We start from the raw sequence: 25,718 nt of genomic DNA, 5'->3' as shown, positions 1-25,718 counted from the left end.
CACCACCCGCAGGAGAGCAGCAGATCATGACCGACACCCACACCACCAGCGCCTCGTCCCACGGCCAGGGACCGTTCATCGCGGCCATCGACCAGGGCACCACCTCCAGCCGCTGCATCGTCTTCGACCGGGACGGCCGCATCGTCTCGGTCGACCAGAAGGAGCACGAGCAGATCTTCCCCAAGCCCGGCTGGGTGGAGCACAACGCCACCGAGATCTGGGAGAACGTCAAGGAGGTGGTCGCCGGCGCCATCACCAAGGCCGAGATCACCGCCGTCGACGTCAAGGCGATCGGCATCACCAACCAGCGCGAGACCACCCTGCTGTGGGACCGCAAGACCGGTGAGCCGGTGCACAACGCCATCGTCTGGCAGGACACCCGCACCGACGCCCTCTGTCGCGAGCTCGGCCGCAACGTCGGCCAGGACCGCTTCCGCCGCGAGACCGGCCTCCCGCTGGCCTCCTACTTCGCCGGTCCCAAGATCCGCTGGCTGCTCGACAACGTCGAGGGGCTCCGCGAGCGGGCCGAGACGGGCGACATCCTCTTCGGCACCATGGACTCCTGGGTCATCTGGAACCTGACCGGCGGGGTCAACGGCGGCGTGCACGTCACCGACGTCACCAACGCCTCCCGCACCCTCCTGATGAACCTGCACACCCTGGACTGGGACGAGAAGATCCTGGCCTCGATGGACATCCCGGCCGCCGTGCTGCCGCGGATACGCTCCTCCGCCGAGATCTACGGGCACACGGCCGAGGGCGTCCTGGCGGGCGTGCCGGTCGCCTCCGCGCTCGGCGACCAGCAGGCGGCCCTGTTCGGCCAGACCTGCTACTCCGAGGGCGAGGCCAAGTCCACCTACGGCACCGGCACCTTCCTGCTGATGAACACCGGCGAGAAGCCGGTCAACTCCTACAACGGGCTGCTGACCACCGTCGGCTACCGGATCGGCGACGAGAAGCCGGTCTACGCCCTGGAGGGCTCGATCGCGGTCACCGGTTCGCTGGTGCAGTGGATGCGGGACCAGATGGGCCTGATCAACAGCGCCGCCGAGATCGAGACGCTCGCGAGCTCGGTCGAGGACAACGGCGGCGCGTACTTCGTACCCGCCTTCTCGGGCCTGTTCGCCCCGTACTGGCGGTCCGACGCGCGCGGTGTGATCGCGGGCCTGACCCGCTACGTCACCAAGGCGCACATCGCCCGCGCCGTGCTCGAGGCCACCGCCTGGCAGACCCGCGAGATCGTCGACGCGATGACCAAGGACTCCGAGGTCGAGCTCACCTCGCTCAAGGTCGACGGCGGTATGACCTCCAACAACCTCCTGATGCAGACCCTCTCGGACGCCCTGGACGCACCCGTGGTGCGCCCGATGGTCGCCGAGACCACCTGCCTCGGCGCCGCCTACGCCGCCGGTCTCGCCGTCGGCTTCTGGCCGGACACCGACGCCCTGCGCGCGAACTGGCGCCGGGCGGCCGAATGGACCCCCCGAATGGACGCGGACGTCCGCGACCGCGAGTACAAGAGCTGGCTCAAGGCCGTGCAGCGGACCATGGGCTGGATCGAAGACGAGGAGTAATCAATGACCACCCTGCAGAGCGTTCCGTCCTCCCTCGGAACGCACCCGGCTGCCGGTTCGAACCCGAGCCGAGCCGAAACCCGGGAACAGCTCTCCAAGGCGACGTACGACCTCCTGGTGATCGGCGGCGGCATCCTGGGCATCACCACTGCCTGGCACGCCGCGCAGTCCGGGCTGCGGGTGGCGATGGTGGACGCCGGTGACTTCGCCGGCGCCACGTCCTCGGCCTCCTCCAAGCTGCTCCACGGCGGCCTGCGCTACCTCCAGACGGGCGCGGTCAAGCTGGTCGCCGAGAACCACTTCGAGCGGCGCGCGGTCTCCCGTACCGTCGCCCCGCACCTGTCCAACCCCCTCACCTTCTACCTGCCGGTCTACAAGGGCGGTCCGCACGGCGCGGCCAAGCTGGGCGCGGGCGTCTTCGCCTACTCGGCGCTCTCCGCGTTCCGTGACGGCGTGGGCCATGTGATCGGCGCCGAGCGGGCCGCGCGCGACGTCCCGGAGCTGCGCACCGAGGGCCTCAAGGCGGTCGCGGTCTACGGCGACGGCCAGATGAACGACAGCCGCATGGCCCTGATGACGGTCCGGGCGGCCGCGGAGGCGGGTGCCACCGTCCTCAACCACGCCGAGGTCGTCGGCCTGCGCAAGAACGACGGCCGGGTCGCCGGCGCCGAGCTGCGGGACCGCACCGACGGCACCGAGTTCGGGGTCAATGCCCGTCTGGTGCTCAACGCCACCGGCCCCTGGGTGGACCATCTGCGCCGGATGGAGGACCCGAACGCGGCGCCGTCGATCCGGCTGTCCAAGGGCGCGCACCTGGTCCTCAAGCGCACCTCCCCCTGGCGGGCGGCGCTGGCCACCCCGATCGACAAGTACCGCATCACCTTCGCCCTCCCCTGGGAGGACATGCTGCTGCTGGGCACCACGGACGAGGCGTTCGAGGGCGACCCGGCCGATGTCGCGGTCAACGAGGCGGACATCTCCCAGATCCTGGACGAGGCCGCCTTCTCCATCCGCGACCAGCAGCTCTCCCGCGATCTGATCACCTACTCCTTCGCGGGTCTGCGGGTGCTGCCCGGCGGCCCGGGCGACACCGCCAAGGCCAAGCGGGAGACGGTGGTCACCGAGGGCAAGGGCGGAATGCTCTCCATAGCCGGCGGCAAGTGGACCACCTTCCGCCACATCGGCCGCACCGTGATGCAGAAGCTGGCCGAGCTGCCGGGCCGTCCGCTCGCCGACGACATGGAGCCGGTCAAGCAGCTGCCCCGGCACATGCCGCTGCCGGGCCTGGCCAATCCGCACGCCGTCGAGCACCGGCTGCTGGTGGACGGCGGCACCCCCGGCCCGCGCATGGCCGCCGACACCGCCCGCCACCTCGCGACCCACTACGGCTCGCTCTCCTTCGACATCGCCCGGCTGGCCGGCGGTGACCCGGCGCTCGCGGAGCGGATCCACCCGGACGCCCCGGAGATCTGGGCGCAGGTCGTCTACGCCCGGGACTACGAGTGGGCGCGCACGGCGGACGACGTCCTGCGCCGCCGCACCACCCTGACCATCCGCGGCCTGGACTCCGAGGACATCCGGAGCCGGGTCGAGGATCTGCTGGCCAAGCGACCCTGACCCCCGCGGGGCCGCCTTCCCGGGTCCGGGCGGCCGGGTGAGAGGAAACGTCTCCTCACCCGGCCGCCCGGACCGCTCTCTGTCCCCGGCCGCCCCGCGGCGCGCGGCCGGGGTCTCTGCGTGATCCTGTGAACTCGCGGCGCGTGGCGGGCAGTTGGCGGCCGATCCACCGCGGGTCGGCGAACTTACTCGCGCGTTAAAAATCAGCTGAATCGCTCTTGCCTTCTTCGGCGGTGCGCGCATCAATGACATCGCCCGTGGATGACGGGCGCGAACCCCCCACACCTCAGCCGCACTTCCCCCACTCCGGAAGGCAATCCCATGAGACGGATCAAGCTCGGGATCAGCACGGCAATGGGAACAGCCGCACTGGCCGCCGGCGCGCTGGCGCTGGCACCGACCGCGACCGCGGTCACCCCCACGACGGCCACCCTCACGGCCGACTGCGGGACATTCGGATCGGGCCTGGCCAGCCTGACCGCCACACAGAGCGGCACCGCCGCGACCATCACCCTGTCCTCGGGGGCGATCAAGGCCCCGATCGACGTTCCGGCGGGCTCGGTGAGCTCGACGCTGACGCTGTCGAAGAAGGGCGGCGGAACCAAGACCTTCACCGGGAGCTCCAACCCGGCGATCCCGACCGGCTCCGATGTGACCACCGGCCCGCTCAAGGGCACGGTGGCCGCGGGCGACGTCCTGGAGGCCAAGTCGCTCAAGCTGGTGATCTTCGGTCTGATCACGGTGAACTGCACCGCCACCACGCCCCAGTCCCCGGGGCCGTTCACCTTCTGAGCCATCCGATGAACCGGCTCTGAGCCCGCCTTCGGGCCCTCCTGGTAAAAGGTCACACTGGACCGGCGGCGTCCCCGGCAGACGCCGCCGGTTCAAGCACGTCATAATGGACCCGATACATCGGATGTTTGGCCCGGGGAGGTCCACCATGGCGGTCACCGACGAGGCGATCGAAAAAATCAAGGGCATGATCGTCTCGGGCGCGCTGCGCCCCGGTGACCGGCTCCCCAAGGAGAGTGAGCTGGCCGCCGATCTGGGGCTGTCGCGCAACTCGCTGCGGGAGGCCGTCCGGGCGCTGTCGCTGATCCGGATCCTCGACGTACGTCAGGGCGACGGCACCTATGTGACCAGCCTCGATCCTCAGCTGCTGCTGGAGGCGCTGAGCTTCGTCGTGGACTTCCACCGCGATGACACGGTGCTGGAGTTCCTGGCGGTGCGGCGGATCCTGGAGCCCGCGGCCACGGCGCTGGCCTCCACCCGGATCAGCGACGCCGAGCTGGACCGGCTCCAGGAGCAGCTGGACGCGCTCGGGCAGGAGCCCTCGGTGGAGGAGCTGGTCGCCTGCGATCTGGAGTTCCACCGCGGCATCGTCCAGACCTCCGGCAACTCGGTGCTCTGCTCCCTGCTCGACGGGCTCTCCGGGCCCACCACCCGGGCCCGGGTGTGGCGCGGTCTGACGCAGGAGGACGCGGTCAGCCGCACCCTCCATGAGCACCGGGCGATCCTGGCCGCCCTGCGGGACCGCGACGCGGAGGCGGCGCGGTCCTGGGCGACGGTGCACATCGCGAGCGTGGAGCAGTGGCTGCGCTCCACGCTGTGAGCCCACCGGGGCTCCGCCCCGGCCCCCGCTGGGGGCTCCGCCCCCGGACCCCGTCGGCGGGTCCGGGGCGGGCTCGCCCCGGCCCCGGGTGGAGCCGTGCGTCGCGACGGAGCCGTGCGGCGGGGTGCGGCGGGAATGGGGTGGGGGCTCCCCCTTCCCGCAGCACCGATATGCGGCTCCGCCGGCGTGGCAGGGGCTTCGCCCCTGGACCCCGGGGTCTTGGGGCGGAGCCCCACCTTCCAGCCTCTCCGGCGCTTGAGGAGCGGGGTCTGGGGCGGAGCCCCAGTTTCGGGAAGGGGCGGGGAGGGGGAAGCATCGATATGCGGCTCCGCCGCGTGGCCCGCCGCAGGCGTACGCGTACCGCCGGAAACCCCTAGCTTCCCAGACCGTACGCGCGGGCCGCGTTGCCGCCGAAGACGGCGGCGCGCTCGTCCTCGCCGAGCCGGAGGGTGGCCCGGTCCGCGAGGGCCACCACCTCGTCGTAGGTCGCGGCCAGGACGCACACCGGCCAGTCGGAGCCGAACAGCACCCGGCCGGGTCCGAAGGCGTCCAGCACGTGCCAGGCGTACGGGAGCACCTGCTCGGGCTTCCAGCCGTCCCAGTCGGCCTCGGTGACCAGACCGGACAGCTTGCAGTCGACGTTCGGCAGGGCCGCGAGCGCGGCCAGCTGCCACCCCCAGGGGTCGCGCTCACCGCTCGCCACGGGCGGTTTGGCGGCGTGGTCGAGGACGAAGCGCAGCTGCGGCAGCTCGCGGACGGCGTCGATGGCCGCGGGCAGCTCGCGCGGGGTGACCAGCAGGTCGTAGACCAGCCCCGCGTCGGCCACCGCGGCCAGCCCCCGGCGGGCGTCCTCGCGGTCCAGCCACCGCGGATCCGGCTCGTCCTGCACCTGGTGGCGCAGGCCCACCAGCCGGTCGCCGCCGGGCCCGGCGGCCAGCTCCGCGAGCACCTCGCCCACCCCGGCGTCGGTGAGGTCCGCCCAGCCGACGACGCCCGCGATCCGGTCCGACCCGCCGGCCAGGGCCAGGAGTTCCCGGGTCTCCTCCACGGACGAGCTGGACTGGACGACGACGGTGGCGTCGATCCGATGGGCGTCCAGGTGCGGGGTCAGGTCGTCCGGGGTGAAGGTGCGGCGGATGGGCTCGGCCCACGCGCCGTCCATCCACGGCTGCTCACGGCGGGTCAGGTCCCACAGGTGGTGATGGGCGTCGATACGGCGCGGCAAGGGCACTCGGGCACTCCTCAGTGGTTCAGACCGGCAGCGGGATGTCGTCGCCGAGCAGACCGCGCCGGACCAGGGCCTGCCACAGCTCGTCGGGGATGTCGTGGGCGAACATCCCGGCATTGTCCCGGACTTCGGCCGGGGAGGCGCAGCCGACGACCGCCGCGGCCACCGCCGGGTGGCCGAAGGGGAAGCGCAGCGCGGCGGCCCGCAGCGGCACCTGGAACTCGGCGCACACCTCGGCCAGCCGCCGGGCCCGGGCGAGGAGTTCGGGCGGCGCCTGCTGGTAGTCGTAGCGGGCGCCGGGGGCCGGGTCGGCGAGCAGCCCGGAGTTGTAGACCCCGCCGACCACCACGGAGGTGCCGCGCCGCTCGCACACCGGCAGCAGATCGTCGAAGGCGGTGCGGTCCAGCAGCGTCCAGCGCCCGGCGCACAGCACGACGTCCACGTCGAAGTCGGCGACGAACCGGGCGAGGAGGTCGCTGTGGTTCATGCCGAAGCCGATGGCCCGGACGAGCTTCTCCCGCTTCAGCTCGGCCAGCGCCGCGAAAGCCGTCTCGTAGACCTCACGGACGTGGTCCTCCGGATCGTGGAGGTAGACGATGTCCACGGCGTCGACCCCGAGCCGCTCCAGGGAGGACTCGAGGCTCGCGCGGATGCCGTCCCGGGTGAAGTCCCACATCCGGACCCGGTCGGGGGTGTCGGCGAACCCGTCCGCCTGGACGGGCTCCCCGGGGGCGCGCGGCCGCAGCCGCCGCCCCACCTTGGTGGAGAGCGTGTACCCGGCGCGGTCGCGCCCGGCCAGCACCCGCCCCAGCCGCTCCTCGGACAGCCCGACGCCGTAGTGCGGCGCGGTGTCCATATAGGTGAGACCGGTGTCGAACGCCGCCCTTACGGTGTCCAGCGCGCGCTCCTCCGGCACCGCCTCGTAGAGATTGGCCAGCGGCGCGCAGCCCAGCCCCAGGGGTGGTACGCACACCCCTGAGCGCCCCAGTTCGCGCGGGCCGCTCGGGACCCGTCCGCCGTCGACCGCCATGGCTTCCTCCCGGCTCTCAGTCCTGCTTCTCGCCGCTGGCGTAGCGGGAGATGATCAGCGCGACGATGATGATCGAGCCGTTGATGAACTGGTTCCACAGGGGCGGTACCCCGCCGAGGGTCATCACATTGACGACCAGTTGCAGCGTCAGCACACCGGTGAGCGCGCCGAAGAGGGTGCCGCGGCCGCCCTTGAGGCTGATCCCGCCGATGACCGCCGCGGCGAACACCTGGAAGATCCAGCCGTTGCCCTGGGTCGCGGCGACCGAGCCGTAGTGGCCCGTGTAGAGGATGCCCGCGAAGGCGGCCAGCAGTCCGCCGACGCTCAGCACGATCCAGGTGATCCGGTCCACCCGGATGCCCGCGGCGCGCGCGGCCTCGGGGTTGCCGCCGATCGCGTACAGCGAGCGCCCGTGCCGCAGATAGCCCAGGGCCAGGCCGCCGAGGGCGTACAGCCCCAGGCAGATCCACACGGCGGCGGGCACGCCCAGCCACTCGGCCTTGCCGAGGTAGCGGAAGGACTCGGGGACGTTGACGATCGACTGGCCCTCGGCGATGCCGACCTGGAGCCCGCGCAGCATGGTGAGCATGCCCAGGGTCGCGATGAAGCCGTTGACGCGCAGCTTGAGCATCAGGAAGCCGTTGGCCGCGCCGATCAGCGCCCCGACCGCCAGGCACAGCGGTATCGCGGTCCACACCGGCAGCAGCCCCAGGCCCGCGAACCGCGCCCCGTGCTCGGGCAGCACGAGCCACAGGGCGATCACCGGCGCCACGGCGATGGTCGACTCCAGGGAGAGGTCCATCCGCCCGCTGATCAGGATCAGCGCCTCGCCCAGCACCAGCAGCCCCAGCTCGGTGGACTGCTGGACGACCCCGATCAGGTTGTCCTCGGTGAGGAAGGCGGGCGAGACGATGAAGCCGATCACCCCGAGGACGAAGATCACGGGGACCAGCGACAGATCGCGCCAGCGCGCGATGTCGATCCGCGGCCGGCCCCCCGCCGGGTCGTCAGCCACCGCCTCGGCGGTCCGCTGCCGTGCGGTATCGGTCATGTCTGCCTTCCTTCTGTGCGGTCTTCGGTGTCCCCCGCCGTGCCGTTGGTGCCCGGCTCCGTGATGCCCTCCATGGCGGCCACGAGCTGCCGGTCGCTCCAGCCGCTGCCGAACTCGGCGACCACCCGGCCGTGGAAGAACGCCAGGATCCGGTCGCAGACCCGCAGATCGTCCAGTTCGTCGGAGACGATGACCGCGCCGCTCCCGGACGCGGCCACGTCCCGTACGACACCGAGCAGCGCGTCCTTGGACTTCACGTCCACCCCGGCGGTCGGGCGGATCGCGACCAGGACGCTGGGCTCACGGGCCAGCGCACGCGCGATGACGACCTTCTGCTGATTTCCGCCGGACAAACCCGAAACCGGCTGCGAGGGGCCGGAGGTCTTGATGTCCAGGGAGGTGATCATCCGCTGGGCGAAGGCGCGGGTCCGGGAGGGCAGCACGGTGCCGTAGGGACCGAGCTGGTCGGTGACGGTCAGGGTGGCGTTCTCGGCGACGCTGCGGCCCAGGACCAGGCCCTGGTCGTGCCGGTCCTCCGGGACGTAGCCGATGCCCGCGTCGATGGCGTGCGGCACGCTGCCGGGGCGCACCGGCCGGCCGCGCACCGACAGCCGCCCGCCGGCCGGTTTGCGCAAGCCCACCAGGGTCTCGCCGACCGCCGTGTTGCCGCTGGCCGTGGCCCCGGCCAGGCCGAGCACCTCACCGGGGCGCACCACCAGGTCCAGCGGGTCGAACTCGCCCTCCAGGGCGAGTCCTTCGGTGCGCAGCACCGGCTCCCCGTCCGGGCCGGCCTCCTTACGGGCGACGGGAGCGCGGGCCACGGCCCGGGAGTCGCCCTCGGGCGCCCCGCCGTCGTCCCCGGTCATCGCCGCCACCAGCTCCTCCTTGGGGAGGCCGGCGACCGGGGCGGTCAGCACATGGCGGGCGTCGCGGAAGACGGTGACGGTGTCGCAGAGTTCGTAGACTTCTTGCAGATGGTGCGAGATGAACAGGAAGGCGACCCCCTGCCGGCGCAGCTCCAGCAGCTTGGCGAAGAGCCGGTCGATCCCGCCCGCGTCGAGCTGGGCGGTGGGCTCGTCGAGGATGATCAGCCGGGCGCCGAAGGAGAGCGCCCGGGCGATCTCCACGAACTGCCGCTGCTCGACGCTGAGATCCTTCGCCCGCGCCTGCGGATCCACCTCCACGCCGTACTCGGACAGCAGCGCGCGGGCGTCCTCGCGCAGGGCGCGCCAGCGGATGCGCCCGGCGCCCGGGAAGCGGTTGAGATAGAGGTTCTCGGCGACCGTCAGATCCGGGACCACCATCGACTTCTGGTAGACGCAGGCCACCTTGCGCTGCCAGGCGGCGGTGTCGCCGTAGCCGGGGGCGGACTCGCCCGCGAAGGTCACCTCGCCCTCGTCCGGGCGCTCCATCCCGGTCAGGACGGACACCAGCGTGGACTTGCCGGCCCCGTTGCGCCCGACGAGCGCGTGGGCCTCCCCGGGCCGCACCGCCAGCCGGGCGTGGTCCAGGGCGACGGTGGGCCCGAACCGTTTGACGATGCCCTGAGCCCGTACGACGGCGGGCTGTTCGGCCTCGGCCATGGTCACTTCTTCTCGAGCTGGTTGGCCCACAGCTTCTTGTCGTCGACGTTCTCCTTGGTGACCAGCGGCGCCGGGAGCTGGTCCTCCAGCCCGTTCTCGATCTTGACGATCTTGGAGTCGTGGTCGGTCGGGCCGGGTTTGAACGTCTTGCCGTCCAGAGCGGCCTTCGCGTAGTTGAGGGCCCACTGGGCGTAGAGGTCGGCGGGCTGGGAGAGCGTGGCGTCGATCTTCCCGGAGCGGATCGCGTCCAGCTCCTCGGGTATCCCGTCGTTGGAGATGATCGTGATGTGCTTGGCCGAACCGGCGGGCTTCAGCAGCCGCTTCTGCTCCAGCAGCGCGAGCGTGGGCTGGAGGAAGGCGCCGCCCGCCTGCATGTAGATGCCGTTCACGTCCTTGTGCTGGGCCAGCAGGCTCTGGAGCTTGGCGGAGGCCACATCGCCCTTCCAGTCGGTGGGCAGCTCATGCACCTTGATGCCGGGGTACTTCTTCTTCATGCAGGAGGCGAACGCCTGCGAGCGGTCCCGGCCGTTGATGGAGCTGAGGTCGCCCTGGAGCTCGGCGATCCGGCCCTTGCCGCCCAGCTTCTCGCCGAGGTACTCGCACGCCTTGGTGCCGTACGCCCGGTTGTCGGCGCGCACCACCATGTAGATCTTGCCGGAGTCGGGCCGGGTGTCCACGCTGATGACGGGGATCTTCTTCTCTTCCAGCTGCTCGAGGGTGGAGGAGATGGCCCCGGTGTCCTGGGGCGCCATGATGACCGCCTTGGCGCCCTGGTCGGTGAACGCCTGGACGTTGGCGACCAGCTTGCCGATGTCGTTCTGCGAGTTGGACAGCGGGAGCGCGGAGACCGTGCCCTTGTCGATGCCCTTCTCCAGGTACTGCTGGTAGGAGTTCCAGAAGTCGGTGTCCGTCCGCGGCATGTCGATGCCGACCTTGCCGCCGCCGGCGCCATTGCTCTCTCGGTTGCAGCCGGTGAGCGCTGCGACGGCCAGCAGCACGGCGCAGGCGGCGGTGCCGGTGGTGCGGAGTCTCGTCATCGAGTCCCGTCCTTGGTCGTTCCTGGGTCGAGTCGTGCGGGTGGTGCCGGCCTCGCGCGGAGGCGGTTGTGCCGTTGTCCCGGGCGGTCGGACTGTCGTCCCGAGTGGTCGGGCGGTGGGTCCGAGCGGTCGGGCGGTTGTCTCAGGAGGAGGCGGGGCGCAGCCGCAGCCCCTGCATCCCTCCGTCGACGGCCAGCGCGGTGCCGGTGACGGCCGCGGCGGCGGGGCTGGCGAGATACGCGACGGCGGCGGCCACCTCGTCGACGGAGACCAGCCGTCCGGTGGGCTGCCGGGCCTCCAGGGCGGCGCGCTCGGCCGCCGGGTCGGGGGCCTGGCCGAGCAGCCGGCCGACCCACGGGGTGTCCACGGTGCCGGGGTTGACGCAGTTGACGCGCACCCCTTCGCGGATGTGGTCCGCCGCCATGGCGAGGGTCAGCGACAGCACCGCGCCCTTGCTGGCGCTGTAGGCGGCGCGCTGCGGCAGCCCCGCGGTGGCGGCGATCGAGCAGGTGTGGGTGATGGAGACGGCGCCGGGCCGGTCGGCCGCGGCGGCGCGCAGGTGGGGCAGCGCGGCCCGGGCGGTGCGGACCAGGCCCAGCACATTGATGTCCAGCAGCCGGTGCCACTCCTCGTCGGAGTTGTCCTCGACGCTCCCGATCGCGCCGATGCCCGCGTTGCCGACGACGGTGTGCAGGGCGCCGAACTCGGCCACCGCCGCGTCCACCGCGGTTCTGACCCCCTCGTCGGAGGTGACATCGGCCTTGAGCGGCAGCGTGCCGTCCGGGGCCGCCGACGGATCGCGGTCGAGCACGGCGACCCGCGCTCCCCGGTCGCGCAGCGTGGCGGCGATGGCGGCGCCTATGCCGGAGGCCCCGCCGGTGACGAGTGCGGCCAGCCCTTCGAAGTCGCCGGTGGTCACTGGTGGTCCTCCTGAGGCTGTGCGGGTGCGGACGGTGCTGGTACGGGCTGAGCCGATGTGGACGGTGCCGGTACGGGCCGGGCCAGGCGGGTTCGCCATTCGGGCCCGTCCGGATAGCGGTAGGCGGCGATCGACTCTGGGTACATACGGGCGGAGAAGCCCGGCGCGGTCGGAGCCCGGTAGCGGCCCGACTCGACGACCGCGGGATCGGCGAAGTGCTCGTGGAGGTGGTCGACATACTCGATGACCCGGTCCTCCCAGCTGCCCGAGACGGCCACGTAGTCGAACATGGCCAGGTGCTGGACGAGTTCGCACAGCCCGACGCCGCCCGCGTGCGGGCACACCGGAAGTCCGTACTTGGCGGCGAGCAGCAGGATCGTGAGGTTCTCGTTGACCCCCGCGACCCGCGCCGCGTCGATCTGGACGAAGTCCACCGCCTCGGCCTGGAGCAGCTGCTTGAAGACCACGCGGTTGGCGACGTGCTCACCGGTGGCGACCTTGACCGGCTGCCCGGCGCGGATGGCGGCGTGGGCGAGGACGTCGTCCGGGCTGGTGGGCTCCTCGATCCAGTGCGGGTCGTACGGCGCCAGGGCGCTCATCCAGCGCACCGCCTCCGCCACGTCCCAGCGCTGGTTGGCGTCCACGGCGATGCGCACATCGGGGCCGACCGCCTCGCGGGCGAGCCGCATCCGTCTGAGGTCCTCGTCCAGATCGGACCCGACCTTGAGCTTGATCTGGCCGAAGCCGTCGGCGACGGCCTCCTGCGCCAGTTTGATCATTTTCTCGTCGGAGTAGCCGAGCCAGCCGGGCGAGGTGGTGTAGGCGGGGTAGCCCCGCTCACGCAGCAGTGCGGCGCGCTCGACGCGGCCGGGCTCGGCGGCGCGCAGGATGGCGAGCGCCTCCTCCGGGGTGAGCGCGTCGCTGAGGTAGCGGAAGTCGACCAGCTCGACCAGTTCCTCGGGCGACATCTCGGCGAGGAACTGCCACAGGGGCTTTCCGGCCTGCCGGGCGGCGAGGTCCCAGGCGGCGTTGACCACCGCGCCCGCGGCCATGTGCATGACGCCCTTCTCGGGCCCGAGCCAGCGCAGCTGCGAGTCATGGGTCAGCTCGCGGTGCAGGGCGGCGAGCTCGGTGGCCGTCAGCGGCGCGGGGCGGCCCACCACATGGGGGCGCAGGGAGCGGATGGCGGCCGCGGTGACATCGTTACCGCGGCCGATGGTGAAGACGAAGCCGTGTCCCTCGGAGGCCGCCGCCCCCTCCCCCGCGTCCGTGCGCAGCACGACGTAGGCGGCGGAGTAGTCGGGGTCCGGGTTCATGGCGTCCGAGCCGTCGAGCTGCTCCGAGGTGGGAAACCGGATGTCGTGGACCTCGAGCTCGGTGACGGATGGACGCTGACTCAATGGGGGCTCCCTGAAACGATGCGCGAGAGAGAACATCGGACCTTTCGCGATGATCCGATGTATAGCGCTGCCCTAGGGGTTTCGTCCAGAGGTGCGTCCGAACTTTCGAAGGACAGATCGGATGAATCTCTTAGTGCTCCTGGACAGGGGCTGCGGCCGGGGCTCCGGAAAGCCGTAGGCTTGGGTGGCACGCAATGGGAAACTGAGCTGGAGGCGGCACCATCCGTCCGCCCCGGTCGGAAGGAGGCGCTGGGTGATCGAGCTTGAGGGGGTTCCCGAGCTGATCGACCCGGTCATGATCTGTGCCTTCGAGGGCTGGAACGACGCCGGAGACGCCGCCTCGACCGCGGTCGGGCACCTGGACCGGGAGTGGAAGGGCGAGGTCTTCGCCTCGCTCGACGCGGAGGACTACTACGACTTCCAGGTGAACCGGCCCACCGTGGCCCTCGAGGGCGGCGTGCGCAAGATCACTTGGCCGACGACCCGGCTCTCGGTGGTCCGGGCGGACACCGGGGAGAAGTCCCGGGACCTGGTGCTGGTGCGCGGTATCGAGCCGAGCATGCGCTGGCGGTCGTTCTGCAACGAGATCCTCGGTTACGCCCATGAGTTGGGCGTGGAGATGGTCGTCATCCTCGGCGCGCTGCTCGGCGACACCCCGCACACCCGGCCGGTGCCGGTCAGCGGGGTCACCTCCGACCCGGACCTGGCCCGCAGCCTCGATCTGGAGGAGACCCGCTACGAGGGCCCGACCGGGATCGTCGGGGTCCTCCAGGAGGCGTGCGCCCACGCCGGCGTCCCGGTGGTGAGCCTGTGGGCGGCCGTGCCGCACTACGTCTCGCAGCCGCCGAACCCGAAGGCCACCCTGGCGCTGCTGAACCGCCTCGAGGACCTCATCTCGGTGCGCATCCCCCTCGGCGAGCTGACCGAGGACTCGCGGGCCTGGCAGCTGGGCGTGGACCAGCTGGCCGCCGAGGACAGCGAGGTCGCCGAGTACGTCCAGTCGCTGGAGGAGGCGCGGGACACCGCCGAGCTGCCCGAGGCGTCCGGCGAGGCCATCGCCCGCGAGTTCGAGCGCTATCTGCGGCGGCGTGACGGCCAGCCCGGCCCCGCCGGCGGCCACGCGACCGAGAGCGGGGGGCTGGAGGGCGGCGCGGGAGGCCCTGGCGCTCCCTATCTGCGCGACCCCTCCACCGGCCATGGGCGGCCGCGCAAGCCGTCCCCCAAGGACGAGATGGCCAAGGACGACGACGCCGAGGACACCGGCGGCGCCGAGGACGAGGCCAAGGACGCGGGCGCGGGCTCGGACGCGGGCGCGGGCTCGGACGCGGGCTCGGACGCGGGCGCGGGCTCGGACGCGGGCTCGGGCTCGGACGCGGGCGACGCCAGGGACGCCGACAGCGACAAGGGGGCGGACGACGGCCGGGGCGCCGAGGACCGGAGCGCCGAGGGCCAGGACGCCTACCGCCGCGACGAGGGCGGCACGGACCGGGGTGGCGACGGGGACGAGGGGTCCGGCTCCGACCGGTAACCACGACCGCCACACACGGCGCACGACGTCACGCCACGCGCGCCACACCACGCACGTCTCGTACGCCTCGTAGGTCGCGTACGCCACGCACGCCACGCACGAGACAGCGAGCAGCCCGCGCCGGGAGGACCCCGGCGCGGGCTCATGCGTTCACCGTCGCGGCGCGGCGCCCCGACGACGCGTCAGAGGGCCACTCAGAGAGTCACTCAGAGGGCCACGCCCAGCAGCGCGTCCACGGCGCGCGACACCAGACCGGGCGCCCCCTCGTCCGTACCGCCGGTGGCCGACTGCGCGGCGGCCCAGCGGTCGACGGCGGCCAGGGCGGCCGGGGAGTCGAGGTCGTCCGCGAGCGCCGCGCGGATCTCCTCCACCAGCGCCTCGGCCGAGGGCCCGTCGGGCCGCGAGACGGCGGCACGCCAGCGGTCGAGGCGCTCCTCGGCCTCCCGCAGCAGCCCGTCCGTCCACTCCCAGTCCGAGCGGTAGTGACGGGCCAGCAGCGCGAGCCGTATGGCCGCCGGGTCGACGCCGTCGCGGCGCAGCGTCGAGACGAAGACCAGGTTCCCCTTGGACTTGGACATCTTCTCGCCGTCCAGGGCCACCATCCCGGCGTGCACATAGGTCTTGGCGAACGGCCGCTCACCGGTGAGGACCTGGGCGTGCGAGGCGCCCATCTCATGGTGCGGGAAGGCGAGATCGGATCCGCCGCCCTGTACGTCGAAGCCCATGCCGAGGTGGTCCAGGGCGATGGCCACGCATTCGATGTGCCAGCCGGGGCGGCCGCGGCCGAGCGATCCGCCGTCCCAACTCGGCTCGCCGTCACGGGCGGCCATCCACAGCATCGGGTCGAGGGGGTTCTTCTTGCCGGGGCGCTCCGGGTCGCCGCCGCGCTCGGCGGACAGCAGCCGCATGGCCTCGGCGTCGAGCCGGCTGACCGAGCCGAAGGCGGGGTCGGACTCCACGGAGAAGTAGATGTCGCCCTCGAGTTCATAGGCGGCGCCCAGGTCGCGCAGCCGCTCCACGAGCGGAACGATCCCCGGTATCGACTCGACGGCACCGATGTAGTGCTGCGGGGGCAGCATCCGCAGGGCCGTCATGTCCTCGCGGAAGAGGGCGGTCTCACGCTCGGCGAGGGCCGTCCAGTCGTCGCCGTTCTCCTGCGCCCGCTCCAGCAGGGGATCGTCGACATCGGTGACGTTCTGGACGTAGTGCACCTGGCGCTTGGTGTCGAGCCATACGCGCTGAACGAGGTCGAACGCGTTGTAGGTCGCCGCATGACCCATGTGGGTCGCGTCGTACGGGGTGATCCCGCAGACGTAGATGCGCGCGACGGGACCGGGGGTCAGGGTGATCCGTCCCCCGGTCGCGGTGTCGTGAATGCTCAGGTCGCGGCCACTGCCGGGCAGGGCGGGAACCTCAGAAGCGGGCCAGGCATACATGCAATGAGCGTAACCGGATGCAGCGTCCGTATACGAACCGGACCTGTGGTGTTGGCCGGATGGGCGGTCTTGCGCGGACGTCCACGAGCTGCTTGAGCCGCCCGATCCGCGTTCCAGGGCCCCCGGGCGGGGCGCGGCGGGCCCCGCCCGGCCCGGGAACGGACGGCTCCACGGCCCCGGAACCCCCGGAACCGGCCGGTCCGCCCGGACCGGAGGGGCCCGGAGCGGTCCGGTCCGATCAGACCGGCGGCCAGGGGATGGCGGGCCACTGGCCGCTGGGCTCGGGGTGCTTCCCGGTCCGCAACAGCGCGGCCACACGGGCCCGCAGGGCCTCGATCTCGGCTCCGGTGATCAGCTCCGCCAGCCGGGCGCTCAGCGGGCCGCCGTCGGCCAGCTCGCCCGCCAGCCGGCGCAGCACCTCCAGCACATCGTCCGGCAGCGGCTCCCCGGCCCAGCCCCACAGCAGGGTGCGCAGCTTGTCGTCGGCGTTGAAGGTCACTCCGTGATCAATCGCATAGAGCCGGCCGCCGGCCGCGGGCAGCAGATGGCCGCCCTTGCGGTCGCCGTTGTTGATCACCGCGTCGAGGACGGCCAGCCGGCGCAGCCGTACGTCGTCGGCGTGGACCAGCAGCGCCGTACGGCCCTCGCCCACCTCGGCGTAGCCCACGGCCTTCCAGCCGGGACCCGGTTCATCGCCCTCGACGAGCGCGAGCAGCTCCGCTCCCCCGGTCTCCGCCGAGCCGTCGCCGTCCGGCCCGCCGTCGGCCCCGTCCGGCCCGTCGGTGGCCGTCTCGACCTCCACCCAGAGCTGGCACATCCCCTGCCCGTACGGCCCGTCGCGCAGCACCGTGGGCGGCACCAGGCCCCAGCCGGTGGCCTCGGAGATCTCGTACGCCGCGACCTCGCGCTGGGCGAGCGTGCCGTCCGGGAAGTCCCACAGCGGCCGCTCCCCGGCCACCGGCTTGTAGACACAAGGGGCGCTGTGGCCCTCGTACTCGACCGTGCAGTACAGCACCGCGTTGGACGCCTCCCGGACCCGGCCGCGCACCGTCAGCTCACCGAGAGCCAGCAACTCGGCCGGGGCCGGGGGCGTCAGGCTCCGCGGCGGTATCCGTTCTGGCGCGGACATACGTGTCCCTCCGGGTCGAGCGGCAGACTGCACAGCGGGCAGGGCGGCCGGCCGGCGTTGACGACTTCCAGGGCGCGCTTGGCGAACGCGCGCGCCTGCGTCCCGGTGAGCCGCACCCGCAGCATGGGCGGGCCGTTCACATCGTCCTGGAGCAGCCGCTCCTCGGCCTCGGCCAGGTCCTCCTCGGACTCGGCCTCCAGCTCGACCAGCGCCTGCGCCTCGACGATCATCCGCTGCTCCTCGCCGTCCCAGGCGAGTGCCATGGTGCCGACCCGGAACTCCTCCTCCACGGGGACTTCCAGCGGTCCGGTGTCGCTGAGTTCGGTCGGTGCGACGGCGGGGACCGGGGCGTTTCCGCCGGTGCGCCGCACCACCTCGTCCAGCAGCTCGTCTATCCGCTCGGCCAACGCGGCGACCTGCGTCTTCTCCAGCGCGACACTGGTGGTCCGGCTGCCGGCGGATGCCTGTAGGAAAAAGGTACGGCGACCAGGCAGCCCGACCGTACCGGCGACGAAACGGTCCGGTGGGTCATAGAGGAACACCTGACGGGACAACGTCCTGCTCCATTTGATTCGACTGCTCGGCTGACTGACTGCTGACCGCTGGGTGTCACGACCGCCCGGTCACGGCTGTCACGGCGCCCTCGCACCGCGGCACCACCCTACTGCGCACAGCGATCACGGTGCTCCCGCGTCGCCGCCCACCGCCGCGTCCCCGCCGCGGTGGCCGGAGTTCTCCTCGCGCGGCGCCAGACCGGCGAAGTCACCGGTGTCCCCGAGCCGGACGAGGAAGGGCCGGGTCGGGGTGTACCGGATCGCGGTGACCGAGCAGGGGTCGACCGAGATCCGCTGGAACAGATCGAGATGGAGTCCGAGGGCGTCCGCGACCAGCGCCTTGATGATGTCCCCGTGGGAGCACATCAGATAGACCGCGTCGGCGCCGTGCTCGCTCTCGATCCGGGCGTTCCAGTCGCGCACCGCCTCGACCGCGCGCGCGTGCATGGCGCGCATGGACTCGCCGCCGGGGAAGGCGGCCGCGGACGGATGCTGCTGGACGATGTTCATCAATGGTTCATCGGCGAGCTCGGCCAGCTTCCGGCCGGACCAGTCGCCGTAGTGGCACTCCCCGATCCGGTCGTCGGGGTGCAGCGGCAGTTCGGGGCGGGCGGCGAGCAGCGGGGCCAGCGTCTCCCGGCATCGCTGAAGCGGGCTGGTGACGGCGGCGGCGAGCGGCACCCCGGCCAGTCTGCCGGGCAGCGCCGCGGCCTGGGCCGTACCGCGTTCGTCGAGGGCGACACCGGGTGTCCACCCTGCGAGGACGCCCGCGGTATTGGCGGTGGACCGGCCGTGCCGTACGAGGATCAGCATGGGCATGGCTGCCACCCTACGACCCCTCCGGCGCCGCTCCGCGGGGATGCGCACCGATCCCGCACCGGGGTCCCCCCCTGTGCCGACCGGCATCACGCGAGGCACAATGCGCAGCGTGATCGTGGATTGTGCCATCTACCGGGACGGGGCCCGCACCGAGGGACCCGCTGACTTCTCCGACGCCCTGGACGAGGCGCGCGCGAGTGGGGACGCCTTCTTGTGGATCGGGCTGCATGAGCCGACCGAGAAGGAGTTCGAGCTGGTCACCAGCGAGTTCGGACTGCATCCGCTGGCCGTCGAGGACGCCCTGTGCGCCCACCAGAGGCCGAAGCTGGAGGTTTATGACGATTCGCTGTTCCTGGTGCTCAAGCCGGTGCAGTACGACGAGAAGGCCGGGTCCGTCACCGCGGGTGAGCTGATGGTCTTCGTCGGTGACTCCTTCGTGGTGACCGTAAGGCACGGCGAGGCCAATCCGCTCGGCTCGGTGCGCGACCGCCTGGAGAAGATGCCCGAGGTGCTCCAGCACGGACCTACGGCGGTGATGTACGCGGTCTCCGACGCGGTCGTGGACCACTACCTGGACGTGGCCGACGCTCTGCACGGGGACCTGGAGGAGCTGGAGACGGAGGTCTTCGCCCCGAACGCGGGCGCCGGGCAGAACACCGCCGGGCGGATCTACGCGTTCAAGCGCGAGGTGATGGAATTCCGCCGCTCGGCCGGGCCGTTGGGGGAGCCGATGGAGCGGCTCACCGGCGCCGGGGTGCCGTTCGTGCACGAGGGCTCCCGGCCGTTCTTCCGCGATGTCAGCGACCATCTGACCCGGGTGAACGAGCATGTGGAGGGGCTGGACCGGCTGCTGTCGGACATCCTCTCCGCCCATCTCGCGCAGATGGGCGTGCGGCAGAACGACGACATGCGGAAGATCTCGGCGTGGGCGGCCATGGCCGCGGTCCCGACGATGATCGCCGGGATCTACGGCATGAACTTCACGCACATGCCGGAGCTGAAGCAGCCCTGGGGTTACCCGGCGGTGGTCGTGCTCATGGGCGGTGTGATCGCGCTGCTGTACCGCTGGTTCAAGCGGCGTGGGTGGCTCTGAGCGGAGGTCTTGGGACCCGGTCAGACGAACTCGGGCGCCTCGGGCGCGCCGGAAGCGCTCTTCGCGGGTCCGCCCAGCGCGTTCCGCCGCTCGGGCATCCGCAGTGACACCATGCGCCGCCAGCCGCCCAGCCGCTCATACGTGTGCAGGGCGTGGATCCCGGCCGCGAGCAGCGCGGACTTCGGCCTGGGCCAGCCGAGAACGCGTCCCATGTGGGCCATCACGGCCAGGCTGACGTCCCGGTACACCGCCATCTCGACGAGCGCGCTCTCCCGCAGGATCCGCTGGATGGTCCGGCCGTATCCGTCGGCGGCCAGGCGCAGCAGCTCCTCGTGGCAGTAGGCGAGGTGGTTGTCCTCGTCGTCGGCGATCATGCGCACCGCGCGGCCGAGGTCGGGGTGGTCGCCGAAGTATCCGCGCAACATCGTCATCTGGGCGGAGGCGCGCTGTTCGGTGACCCGGCTGTGGGCGAGGTAGATCACGATGTCGTGCTCGGTGAGCGGCTCGTCGCGGCGCAGCTTGTCATGGGCGAGGCCGATGCCGCGCGCCTCCAGGAGCATCGTGTAGTCGGTCTCGCGCGGCACCTCCATGGGCTCCAGACCGCGCTTGTGGAGCAGGGCGTTGAAGATCCGGCCGTGTTTGTCCTCGTCGGCGCCATGGCGGGCGATCTTGGGCGCGAGGTCGCGGCGGCTCTCGGGCACCAGGGCGGCGATCCGGCCGTTCTCCCAGCCTCCCTGGGCCTCCCCGCTGGCCGCGACGGAGCAGAAGAGCCGGAACGACTCGTCGTTGTCGAGGATCTCCTGGAACACGCTTTTCGCCGAGAGCATCGCCGCCACCTCCGTGCGCTGGTCGTGCGCCGCCGTGCGCAGAAGCCGCCGTGCGCGGAAGCCGCCGTGCGCAGAAAAAGTCAACGGCCCGGTGGGGGCGGTGGCAACAGCTGGGGCACCCGGCTCGGCCGAACGGGGGAACCTTCCATACGCCGCGTCCGCGTAACCCCTGGGCGGCGGAGGCGTTGTGCTGGATGACGGCCGTGGCGGGGAAGACCCCCGAGCCCCCACCACGGCCGCGGAACTTTCCCGGCGCCGCGCTCGGCTCGGCACTCGGCGCTTACGCGAGTCCGGCCCGCTCCAGGGCCTCGACGCCCGCCCGCAGCCCGGCGAGCCGCTCCTCCAGCGTGAAGCCCGCGGGTGTGAGCGACAGGGTGGTGACCCCGGCCCCCGCGTACGCCTGCATCCGGTCGGCGATGCGCTCGACGGGGCCGATCAGCGCGGTGGAGTCGATCAGCTCGTGGGGGACGGCAGCGGCGGCGCCCTCCTTGTCCCCGGAGAGGTACTTCTCCTGGATCTCGGCGGCCTCCTTCTCGTACCCCATGCGCTGCGCGAGCTTGTTGTAGAAGTTCTGCTTGGCGCTGCCCATACCGCCCACGTAGAGCGCGGTGTACGGGCGGAACTGGTCGGCGAGGGCGCGGACGTCGTCGCCGAGGGCCATGGGGACGGTGGGCACCACGTCGAAGCCCTCGAGGTCCTTGCCCGCCTTCTCGCGGCCCGCGCGCAGCGAGCTGAGGGTGGTCTCCTCGGCGTGCTCGGGGTCGTAGAACAGGACCAGGGCGCCGTCGGCGATCTCGCCGGTCTGCTCCAGGTTCTTCGGGCCGATGGCCGCGATGTACAGCGGGATGTACTCCCGCACCGGGTGCACGGTGAGCTTGAGGGGCTTGCCGGGGCCGTCGGGCAGCGGCAGGGTCCAGTTCTGGCCCTCGTGGGTCAGCCGCTCGCGCGACATCGCCTTGCGGATGATCTCCACGTACTCGCGGGTGCGGGCGAGCGGCTTGTCGAAGCGCACCCCGTACCAGCCCTCGGACACCTGGGGCCCCGAGACGCCGAGGCCGAGGCGGAAGCGGCCGCCGGAGAGGGTGTCCAGGGTGGCGGCGGTCATCGCCGTCATGGCGGGGGTGCGGGCCGGGATCTGGAAGATGGCGGAGCCGACGTCGATGCGCTCGGTCTGCGCGGCGACCCACGCGAGCACCGTGGCGGCGTCCGAACCGTAGGCTTCGGCCGCCCAGCAGACGGAATAGCCGAGCCTGTCGGCCTCGCGGGCGACCGCGAGGTTGTCCGCGTCCATTCCGGCGCCCCAGTAGCCGAGGTTGATGCCGAGCCTCATACCGCACCCCTTACTGATCAGTAACGTCGCTGTTCCGGGGACTCTAGCGCGCATGGCCCCGATACGTCAGGGGTGGGTTATCCACAGGCTGCCACGTGGCGCTTTGCGGCCAGTAATCTCGACGTTCATGGAGCTAAGGCACCTCGGCCGCACGGGCCTGCGCGTCTCCCGGCTCGGGCTCGGCACGCTCACTTGGGGGCGGGACACTGACGAACACGACGCCGCGGATCAGCTCAAGGCGTTCTGGGAGGCGGGCGGGACACTCGTCGACACCGCGGATGTGTACGCGGACGGCGGCGCCGAATACCTCCTGGGTCAGCTGCTGGAGGGGTTACTGCCCCGGCGCGATCTCCAGATCGCCACCAAGGCGGGCAGTGTGCCCGATCCCGACCGCCGCTTCGACGCCTCGCGCGGCCATCTGCTGGCCGCGCTGGACGCCTCGCTGGAGCGGCTGGGCACGGACTATGTCGACCTGTGGCAGGTGCACGCCTTCGATCCGTTCACTCCGCTCGAGGAGACCCTTCAGGCGCTCGACGTCGCGGTGAGCAGCGGGCGGGCCCGCTATGTGGGGGTGTCCAACTTCAGCGGCTGGCAGCTCGCGAAGGCCGCCACCTGGCAGCTGGCCTCCTCGGGCGCGCACACCCGGCTGGCCAGCACGCAGATGGAGTATTCGCTGCTCCAGCGCGGTGTGGAGCGCGAGGTGCTGCCCGCCGCGCTCGACCTGGGCGTCGGGCTGCTGCCGTCCTCGCCGCTCGGCCGCGGTGTGCTCACCGGCAAGTACCGCCATACGACACCCGCCGACTCGCGCGGCGCCTCCGAGCTCGCGGCGTTCGTCGAGCCGTATCTGGACGAGGAGGCGGGCCGGATCGTCGAGGCGGTCGCCATAGCGGCCGACGGCCTGGCGACCACCGCGCTCAATGTGGCCCTGGCCTGGGTCCGCGACCGCCCGGGCGTCACCGCCCCGATCGTCGGCGCGCGCAACGCCCAGCAGCTGAGGGCGGCGTTGTCGGCGGAGACCCTTAGTCTTCCGGACGAGATCTGCCAGGCGCTCGACGATGTGTCGGCGCCCGTGCACCGCTATCCCGATCAGGACTGGAGCACGCTGTGAGTACCGACCGCCTCGCCGGCGACGCCGCACCCGCGCCCGAGGAGGCCGACCCGCCGGCGGAGCCGGCGAACCCCGCGGCCCGCACGCCGGGTGCCCCGGGCGACCCCGCTGCCGGGACGGCCCCGGACGACCGCAGCGAGCCCGCCGCCACGGGCGGCCCGGCGGGGACGGGCGGCCCGGCGGGGACGGGCGGCCCCGCGGGGGCGGACCGGAACGACGCGGGGGCGGCCGCGGCCGCCGGACCCGCGGAATCCGCCGGGCGGGGCGGGGCCGACGAGGCAGGGGCCCCCGCCTCCGGAGCGGGCTCCCACGGCGCCCAAGGCGCCGACGGCGAACAGCCCCCAGCAGGCGGGGCCGACGGGCCCGCCACGGGTGGGCAGGCCCCATCCACTGAGCAGGGCCCGTCCGCTGAGCAGGGCCCGTCCGGCGGTTCAGGGGCGGGCCAGGGCGCCGGGGCCGGGGACGCGGAAGCGCCGGGTCCGGACGGGACGAGCGATGGCGTGGGAGCAGATGCTCCCACCCCGGCCGGGCAGGGCGGGTCCGGCGGCGCCGGGGCGAGCCCCCACGCCGAGGGCGCCGACCGAGAGCAGGCTCCCGCCGGGGACGGCGCGTCAAGCCCGGGGTCGGGCGGGCGCGGCGCCGAGGCGAGCGGTGACGCGGGCGTGGGCGCGGGGGATGGCGCTTCCGGACCCGCCGGACAGGACTCATCCGGCGGCGCCGCGGAAACCTCCGCCGGTGGTGGCAAGGGGCGGCGGTCGGCGGCGGCTGAGGCGTTGGCCGCCGCCGTGCGGGCCGTGGAGAGCGGTGAGCGGTCGGCGGCGTCGTTCTTCAACGACGCCCCGGCAGCGCGTCCGGCGGCGCCCGCCGCACCCGCAACCCCCCGTGAGCGGGCCTCTGCGGCGGCGCCCGCCTCCGCGCCCGCTCCCGTACGTCCGGCGTCGGCCCGTCCGGCGCGCGGGCCGGGGGGCGAGGTCCCCGGCAGTGGCGGCGTCCGGGAGGTGCTCGCGGCGGGCGGCGCCCCCGAAGCCCTGGCCGGGAAGGTCGCCGAAACGCTCGGGGAGCACGCCGCCGAGGCGCTGCGCGAGGACCCCTGGCAGCTCCTGGCCGTGCCCGGCGTACGCCCCGACCAGGCGGACGGCTTCGCCCGCTGCCTCCTCGGCCCGGCCTGCGAGCCCGGTGACGAGCGCCGCGCGCTGGCGCTCACCGGCTGGCTGCTGGAGCGCGCCGCCCTCGAGGGGCACACCGCGCTGGAGTCGTCCGCGCTGCGCGACGCGCTCGCCAAGGCGTCCGTGCCGGACCCGGACGAGGCGCTGCGCACCGCGATCGCGGAGGGCGCGGTGCTGGTCTTCCAGGACGCGCTCGACGCCCCGGCGGGGGCCCGGCCCCGGGCAGCCGAGGACGAGGACGCCGAGCAGCCGGTGCGGGTGCTGCTGGGGCTGGACCGCTATGCCCTGGCGGAGGAGAGCCTGGCCGACGGTCTCGCCCGGCTGGCGAGCACCTTCGCCCCCGCACAGGACGGCGAGGCGCCGGTGGGCGACGCCGAGTGGGAGAGCGCGGCCGCCGCCGCGGCCTCCGCCTCCGCCGCGGAGCTCATCCGTACCGTCGCGGCCCACGGCCTGGTCGCCCACAGCGGTGGCGAGGCGGCGCGCGCCGAACCGGCGGCGCTGGTCGCCGCCGCCCGCACGATGGGCCTGCGGGCCTACGCGGCCGCGCACACCGAGGACGGCAGGCGGCGGCTGGCCGCCGCGCTGAGCGAGGACCCGGGCGCCGGTCCGGACGCCGCGGGCCCGGACGAGGCCCCGGAGGCCGCCTCCGCGGCCGTCACGGTCGCCGGGCTGCTGGCCGACGCCGAGGGCCCCGGACGCGACGAGGAGGGCGCTCTGGCGCTCGATCTGCTCGTCGTCCTGGACGCCCCGCAGCTCGATGTGGAGACGGCCGCGATGCTGGTCGAGTCGCTGCCGGACGGCGCCCGTCTGGTGCTCAGCGGGGACCCGGGAGCGCTGTGGTCGGCCGGTCCCGGCCGGGTCTTCGCGGATCTGGTGGCGGCCCGCCGCTGCCCGCAGGTCGTCTCCCGCACCCCCGACCCGGGCCCCATCGGCGAGCTGGTCTCGGGCATCGGGATCGGCGAGCTCAACCAGGTGGAGGCGCCCGGCAAGGAGGTCGTGATCGTGCCTGTGCGGGACGCGGGCGAGGCGGTGCACCGCACCGTGCAGCTCGTCGCCGACTCGGTGCCCCGTGCGATCGGCGTCCCACCGGAGCAGACCCAGGTGATCACCCCGGGCCACGGCGGCGCGGCCGGCACCCGCGCGCTCAACGCGGCCCTGAAGGAGCGCCTCAACCCCGGCCCCGGCCGGTTCGGCGGCTTCGACCCGGGCGACCGCGTGGCGTACACCCCGGCCCCGGGCCGTACGGTGCCGGGCACCGTGGTCTCGGCCGACGCCGAGGGGCTGCGTCTGGACTGTGCGGGCACACCGGTCGTGGTGGCGCGCGAGGAGGTCGGCGAGCTGGTGCGGCACGGCTGGGCCCTCACCGCGCACCAGGCGGCGGGAGCGCGCTGGCCCGCGGCCGTGGTGGTGCTGCCGGGCGACGCCACGGCGGGGCTGACCCGGGCCTGGGTCTACACGGCCTTCGGCCGCGGTGAGCGCCATCTGTCCGTGGTCCACGGCGCGGATGCGGCGCTGCCGCGAGCGGTGGCGGAAACCCCCTTCAAGGACCGCACCACCCGCCTGCGAGCCCTCCTCCAGGCCCAGGTCCCACCCGCGCCCACCGGCTGACCGACGGCCCGCGCCGGGCCCCACCACGCGACGGGCCTCCAGCACGCCCCCGGCCCCGGATCGCCGGTC

At 72.8% G+C, this 25,718-nt stretch carries 21 protein-coding genes; 8 read left to right on the top strand and 13 right to left on the bottom strand.

The genetic code is table 11. The annotated features are described in order from the left end of the window. Window positions 1–26: 26 nt before the first annotated feature. The 4 genes from glpK (at window position 27) to KHP12_RS38975 (ending at window position 4,803) form a co-directional block, all read left to right on the top strand. Window positions 27–1,574, top strand: a complete 1,548-nt coding sequence (gene glpK, locus KHP12_RS38990) for a glycerol kinase GlpK (RefSeq protein WP_086879692.1) — start codon at window positions 27–29, stop codon at window positions 1,572–1,574. Between the two features lie 3 nt (window positions 1,575–1,577). Then, window positions 1,578–3,191 (top strand): glycerol-3-phosphate dehydrogenase/oxidase, encoded by a 1,614-nt coding sequence (locus tag KHP12_RS38985; protein WP_086879691.1) that lies wholly within the window; start codon window positions 1,578–1,580, stop codon window positions 3,189–3,191. Between the two features lie 321 nt (window positions 3,192–3,512). Next, window positions 3,513–3,983 carry a hypothetical protein gene (locus tag KHP12_RS38980; protein WP_086879690.1) on the top strand — a complete coding sequence of 157 codons (471 nt, stop codon included), beginning with the start codon at window positions 3,513–3,515 and terminating at the stop codon, window positions 3,981–3,983. Window positions 3,984–4,131: 148 nt separating this feature from the next. Beyond that, window positions 4,132–4,803: a FadR/GntR family transcriptional regulator gene (locus tag KHP12_RS38975; RefSeq protein ID WP_020872565.1), complete on the top strand. Its 672-nt coding sequence runs from the start codon at window positions 4,132–4,134 to the stop codon at window positions 4,801–4,803. A gap of 373 nt (window positions 4,804–5,176) precedes the next feature. On the opposite strand, the gene KHP12_RS38970 is transcribed toward KHP12_RS38975, so the two are convergent. The 7 genes from KHP12_RS38970 to KHP12_RS38940 all read right to left on the bottom strand — a co-directional run bounded on the left by KHP12_RS38970 (window position 5,177) and on the right by KHP12_RS38940 (window position 12,967). Further along, window positions 5,177–6,028, bottom strand: coding sequence for an amidohydrolase family protein (locus tag KHP12_RS38970; RefSeq protein ID WP_086881686.1), 852 nt, complete (start codon window positions 6,026–6,028; stop codon window positions 5,177–5,179). 25 nt (window positions 6,029–6,053) lie between these two features. Beyond that, window positions 6,054–7,061 carry an aldo/keto reductase gene (locus KHP12_RS38965; protein WP_244202767.1) on the bottom strand — a complete coding sequence of 336 codons (1,008 nt, stop codon included), beginning with the start codon at window positions 7,059–7,061 and terminating at the stop codon, window positions 6,054–6,056. 16 nt (window positions 7,062–7,077) lie between these two features. After that, on the bottom strand, window positions 7,078–8,112 hold the full coding sequence (locus KHP12_RS38960) for an ABC transporter permease (RefSeq protein ID WP_086881672.1): 1,035 nt from the start codon (window positions 8,110–8,112) through the stop codon (window positions 7,078–7,080). Beyond that, window positions 8,109–9,695, bottom strand: coding sequence for a sugar ABC transporter ATP-binding protein (locus KHP12_RS38955; protein ID WP_086881673.1), 1,587 nt, complete (start codon window positions 9,693–9,695; stop codon window positions 8,109–8,111). Before KHP12_RS38955 ends, KHP12_RS38960 begins: the two co-directional genes overlap by 4 nt. A gap of 2 nt (window positions 9,696–9,697) precedes the next feature. Continuing rightward, on the bottom strand, window positions 9,698–10,732 hold the full coding sequence (locus KHP12_RS38950) for a sugar ABC transporter substrate-binding protein (RefSeq protein WP_086881674.1): 1,035 nt from the start codon (window positions 10,730–10,732) through the stop codon (window positions 9,698–9,700). 142 nt (window positions 10,733–10,874) lie between these two features. Next, complete coding sequence (locus tag KHP12_RS38945) at window positions 10,875–11,651, bottom strand: SDR family NAD(P)-dependent oxidoreductase (protein WP_211834221.1); 777 nt, start codon at window positions 11,649–11,651, stop codon at window positions 10,875–10,877. Next, window positions 11,648–12,967 carry an enolase C-terminal domain-like protein gene (locus KHP12_RS38940; RefSeq protein WP_372455326.1) on the bottom strand — a complete coding sequence of 440 codons (1,320 nt, stop codon included), beginning with the start codon at window positions 12,965–12,967 and terminating at the stop codon, window positions 11,648–11,650. The genes KHP12_RS38945 and KHP12_RS38940 overlap by 4 nt, the downstream gene beginning before the upstream one ends. A gap of 337 nt (window positions 12,968–13,304) precedes the next feature. Here KHP12_RS38940 and KHP12_RS38935 point away from each other — a divergent pair, with 337 nt between their 5' ends. Then, entirely contained in the window at window positions 13,305–14,579 is a 1,275-nt protein-coding gene (locus KHP12_RS38935; RefSeq protein ID WP_211834220.1) for a PAC2 family protein, read from the top strand. Window positions 14,580–14,785: 206 nt separating this feature from the next. Here the strand turns inward: KHP12_RS38935 and mshC are convergent, their stop codons facing one another. The 4 genes from mshC to KHP12_RS38915 form a co-directional block, all read right to left on the bottom strand. After that, window positions 14,786–16,015, bottom strand: a complete 1,230-nt coding sequence (gene mshC, locus KHP12_RS38930) for a cysteine--1-D-myo-inosityl 2-amino-2-deoxy-alpha-D-glucopyranoside ligase (RefSeq protein ID WP_086881677.1) — start codon at window positions 16,013–16,015, stop codon at window positions 14,786–14,788. Window positions 16,016–16,253: 238 nt separating this feature from the next. Beyond that, the gene (locus KHP12_RS38925) at window positions 16,254–17,144 is read right to left on the bottom strand and encodes an SCO1664 family protein (protein WP_086881678.1); all 891 of its coding nucleotides are present in this window, start codon (window positions 17,142–17,144) and stop codon (window positions 16,254–16,256) included. After that, the gene (locus tag KHP12_RS38920) at window positions 17,108–17,698 is read right to left on the bottom strand and encodes a DUF3090 domain-containing protein (RefSeq protein ID WP_037956497.1); all 591 of its coding nucleotides are present in this window, start codon (window positions 17,696–17,698) and stop codon (window positions 17,108–17,110) included. The genes KHP12_RS38925 and KHP12_RS38920 overlap by 37 nt, the downstream gene beginning before the upstream one ends. Window positions 17,699–17,821: 123 nt before the next feature. Then, window positions 17,822–18,517 (bottom strand): histidine phosphatase family protein, encoded by a 696-nt coding sequence (locus KHP12_RS38915; protein WP_086881679.1) that lies wholly within the window; start codon window positions 18,515–18,517, stop codon window positions 17,822–17,824. A gap of 100 nt (window positions 18,518–18,617) precedes the next feature. On the opposite strand from KHP12_RS38915, the gene corA reads away from it, so the two are divergent. Then, window positions 18,618–19,610, top strand: coding sequence for a magnesium/cobalt transporter CorA (gene corA / locus KHP12_RS38910; protein ID WP_086881680.1), 993 nt, complete (start codon window positions 18,618–18,620; stop codon window positions 19,608–19,610). Window positions 19,611–19,630: 20 nt separating this feature from the next. Here the strand turns inward: corA and KHP12_RS38905 are convergent, their stop codons facing one another. Both KHP12_RS38905 and KHP12_RS38900 read right to left on the bottom strand, forming a co-directional pair. Continuing rightward, a complete protein-coding gene (locus KHP12_RS38905) occupies window positions 19,631–20,437 on the bottom strand; it encodes a ferritin family protein (RefSeq protein WP_086881681.1) in 807 nt (268 codons plus the stop codon). Between the two features lie 280 nt (window positions 20,438–20,717). Next, window positions 20,718–21,767, bottom strand: a complete 1,050-nt coding sequence (locus tag KHP12_RS38900) for an LLM class F420-dependent oxidoreductase (protein WP_037956505.1) — start codon at window positions 21,765–21,767, stop codon at window positions 20,718–20,720. A 127-nt stretch (window positions 21,768–21,894) separates the two neighbouring features. Here KHP12_RS38900 and KHP12_RS38895 point away from each other — a divergent pair, with 127 nt between their 5' ends. After that, window positions 21,895–22,875 carry an aldo/keto reductase gene (locus KHP12_RS38895; protein WP_086881683.1) on the top strand — a complete coding sequence of 327 codons (981 nt, stop codon included), beginning with the start codon at window positions 21,895–21,897 and terminating at the stop codon, window positions 22,873–22,875. Window positions 22,876–23,375: 500 nt separating this feature from the next. Further along, window positions 23,376–25,649, top strand: coding sequence for a helix-hairpin-helix domain-containing protein (locus KHP12_RS38890; protein ID WP_372455324.1), 2,274 nt, complete (start codon window positions 23,376–23,378; stop codon window positions 25,647–25,649). Window positions 25,650–25,718: the final 69 nt, after the last annotated feature.

Source organism: Streptomyces asiaticus, from assembly GCF_018138715.1.
Classification (GTDB): Bacteria; Actinomycetota; Actinomycetes; order Streptomycetales; family Streptomycetaceae; genus Streptomyces; species Streptomyces asiaticus.
The sequence above is the reverse complement of the archived record's forward strand: the minus strand, read 5'-3'. Positions and strand labels throughout refer to the sequence as shown.

Bases quoted from the DNA above. Each gene is read 5' to 3' on its own strand.
- KHP12_RS38960 (WP_086881672.1), bottom strand. From the start codon at position 8,112: ATGACCGATACCGCACGGCAGCGGACCGCCGAGGCGGTGGCTGACGAC.
- KHP12_RS38940 (WP_372455326.1), bottom strand. From the start codon at position 12,967: ATGAACCCGGACCCCGACTACTCCGCCGCCTACGTCGTGCTGCGCACG.
- KHP12_RS38975 (WP_020872565.1), top strand. From the start codon at position 4,132: ATGGCGGTCACCGACGAGGCGATCGAAAAAATCAAGGGCATGATCGTC.
- KHP12_RS38900 (WP_037956505.1), bottom strand. From the start codon at position 21,767: ATGAGGCTCGGCATCAACCTCGGCTACTGGGGCGCCGGAATGGACGCG.
- KHP12_RS38965 (WP_244202767.1), bottom strand. From the start codon at position 7,061: ATGGCGGTCGACGGCGGACGGGTCCCGAGCGGCCCGCGCGAACTGGGG.
- KHP12_RS38985 (WP_086879691.1), top strand. From the start codon at position 1,578: ATGACCACCCTGCAGAGCGTTCCGTCCTCCCTCGGAACGCACCCGGCT.
- KHP12_RS38950 (WP_086881674.1), bottom strand. From the start codon at position 10,732: ATGACGAGACTCCGCACCACCGGCACCGCCGCCTGCGCCGTGCTGCTG.
- KHP12_RS38895 (WP_086881683.1), top strand. From the start codon at position 21,895: ATGGAGCTAAGGCACCTCGGCCGCACGGGCCTGCGCGTCTCCCGGCTC.
- KHP12_RS38905 (WP_086881681.1), bottom strand. From the start codon at position 20,437: ATGCTCTCGGCGAAAAGCGTGTTCCAGGAGATCCTCGACAACGACGAG.
- mshC (WP_086881677.1), bottom strand. From the start codon at position 16,015: ATGTATGCCTGGCCCGCTTCTGAGGTTCCCGCCCTGCCCGGCAGTGGC.
- KHP12_RS38915 (WP_086881679.1), bottom strand. From the start codon at position 18,517: ATGCCCATGCTGATCCTCGTACGGCACGGCCGGTCCACCGCCAATACC.
- glpK (WP_086879692.1), top strand. From the start codon at position 27: ATGACCGACACCCACACCACCAGCGCCTCGTCCCACGGCCAGGGACCG.
- KHP12_RS38925 (WP_086881678.1), bottom strand. From the start codon at position 17,144: ATGTCCGCGCCAGAACGGATACCGCCGCGGAGCCTGACGCCCCCGGCC.
- KHP12_RS38955 (WP_086881673.1), bottom strand. From the start codon at position 9,695: ATGGCCGAGGCCGAACAGCCCGCCGTCGTACGGGCTCAGGGCATCGTC.
- KHP12_RS38980 (WP_086879690.1), top strand. From the start codon at position 3,513: ATGAGACGGATCAAGCTCGGGATCAGCACGGCAATGGGAACAGCCGCA.
- corA (WP_086881680.1), top strand. From the start codon at position 18,618: ATGCGCAGCGTGATCGTGGATTGTGCCATCTACCGGGACGGGGCCCGC.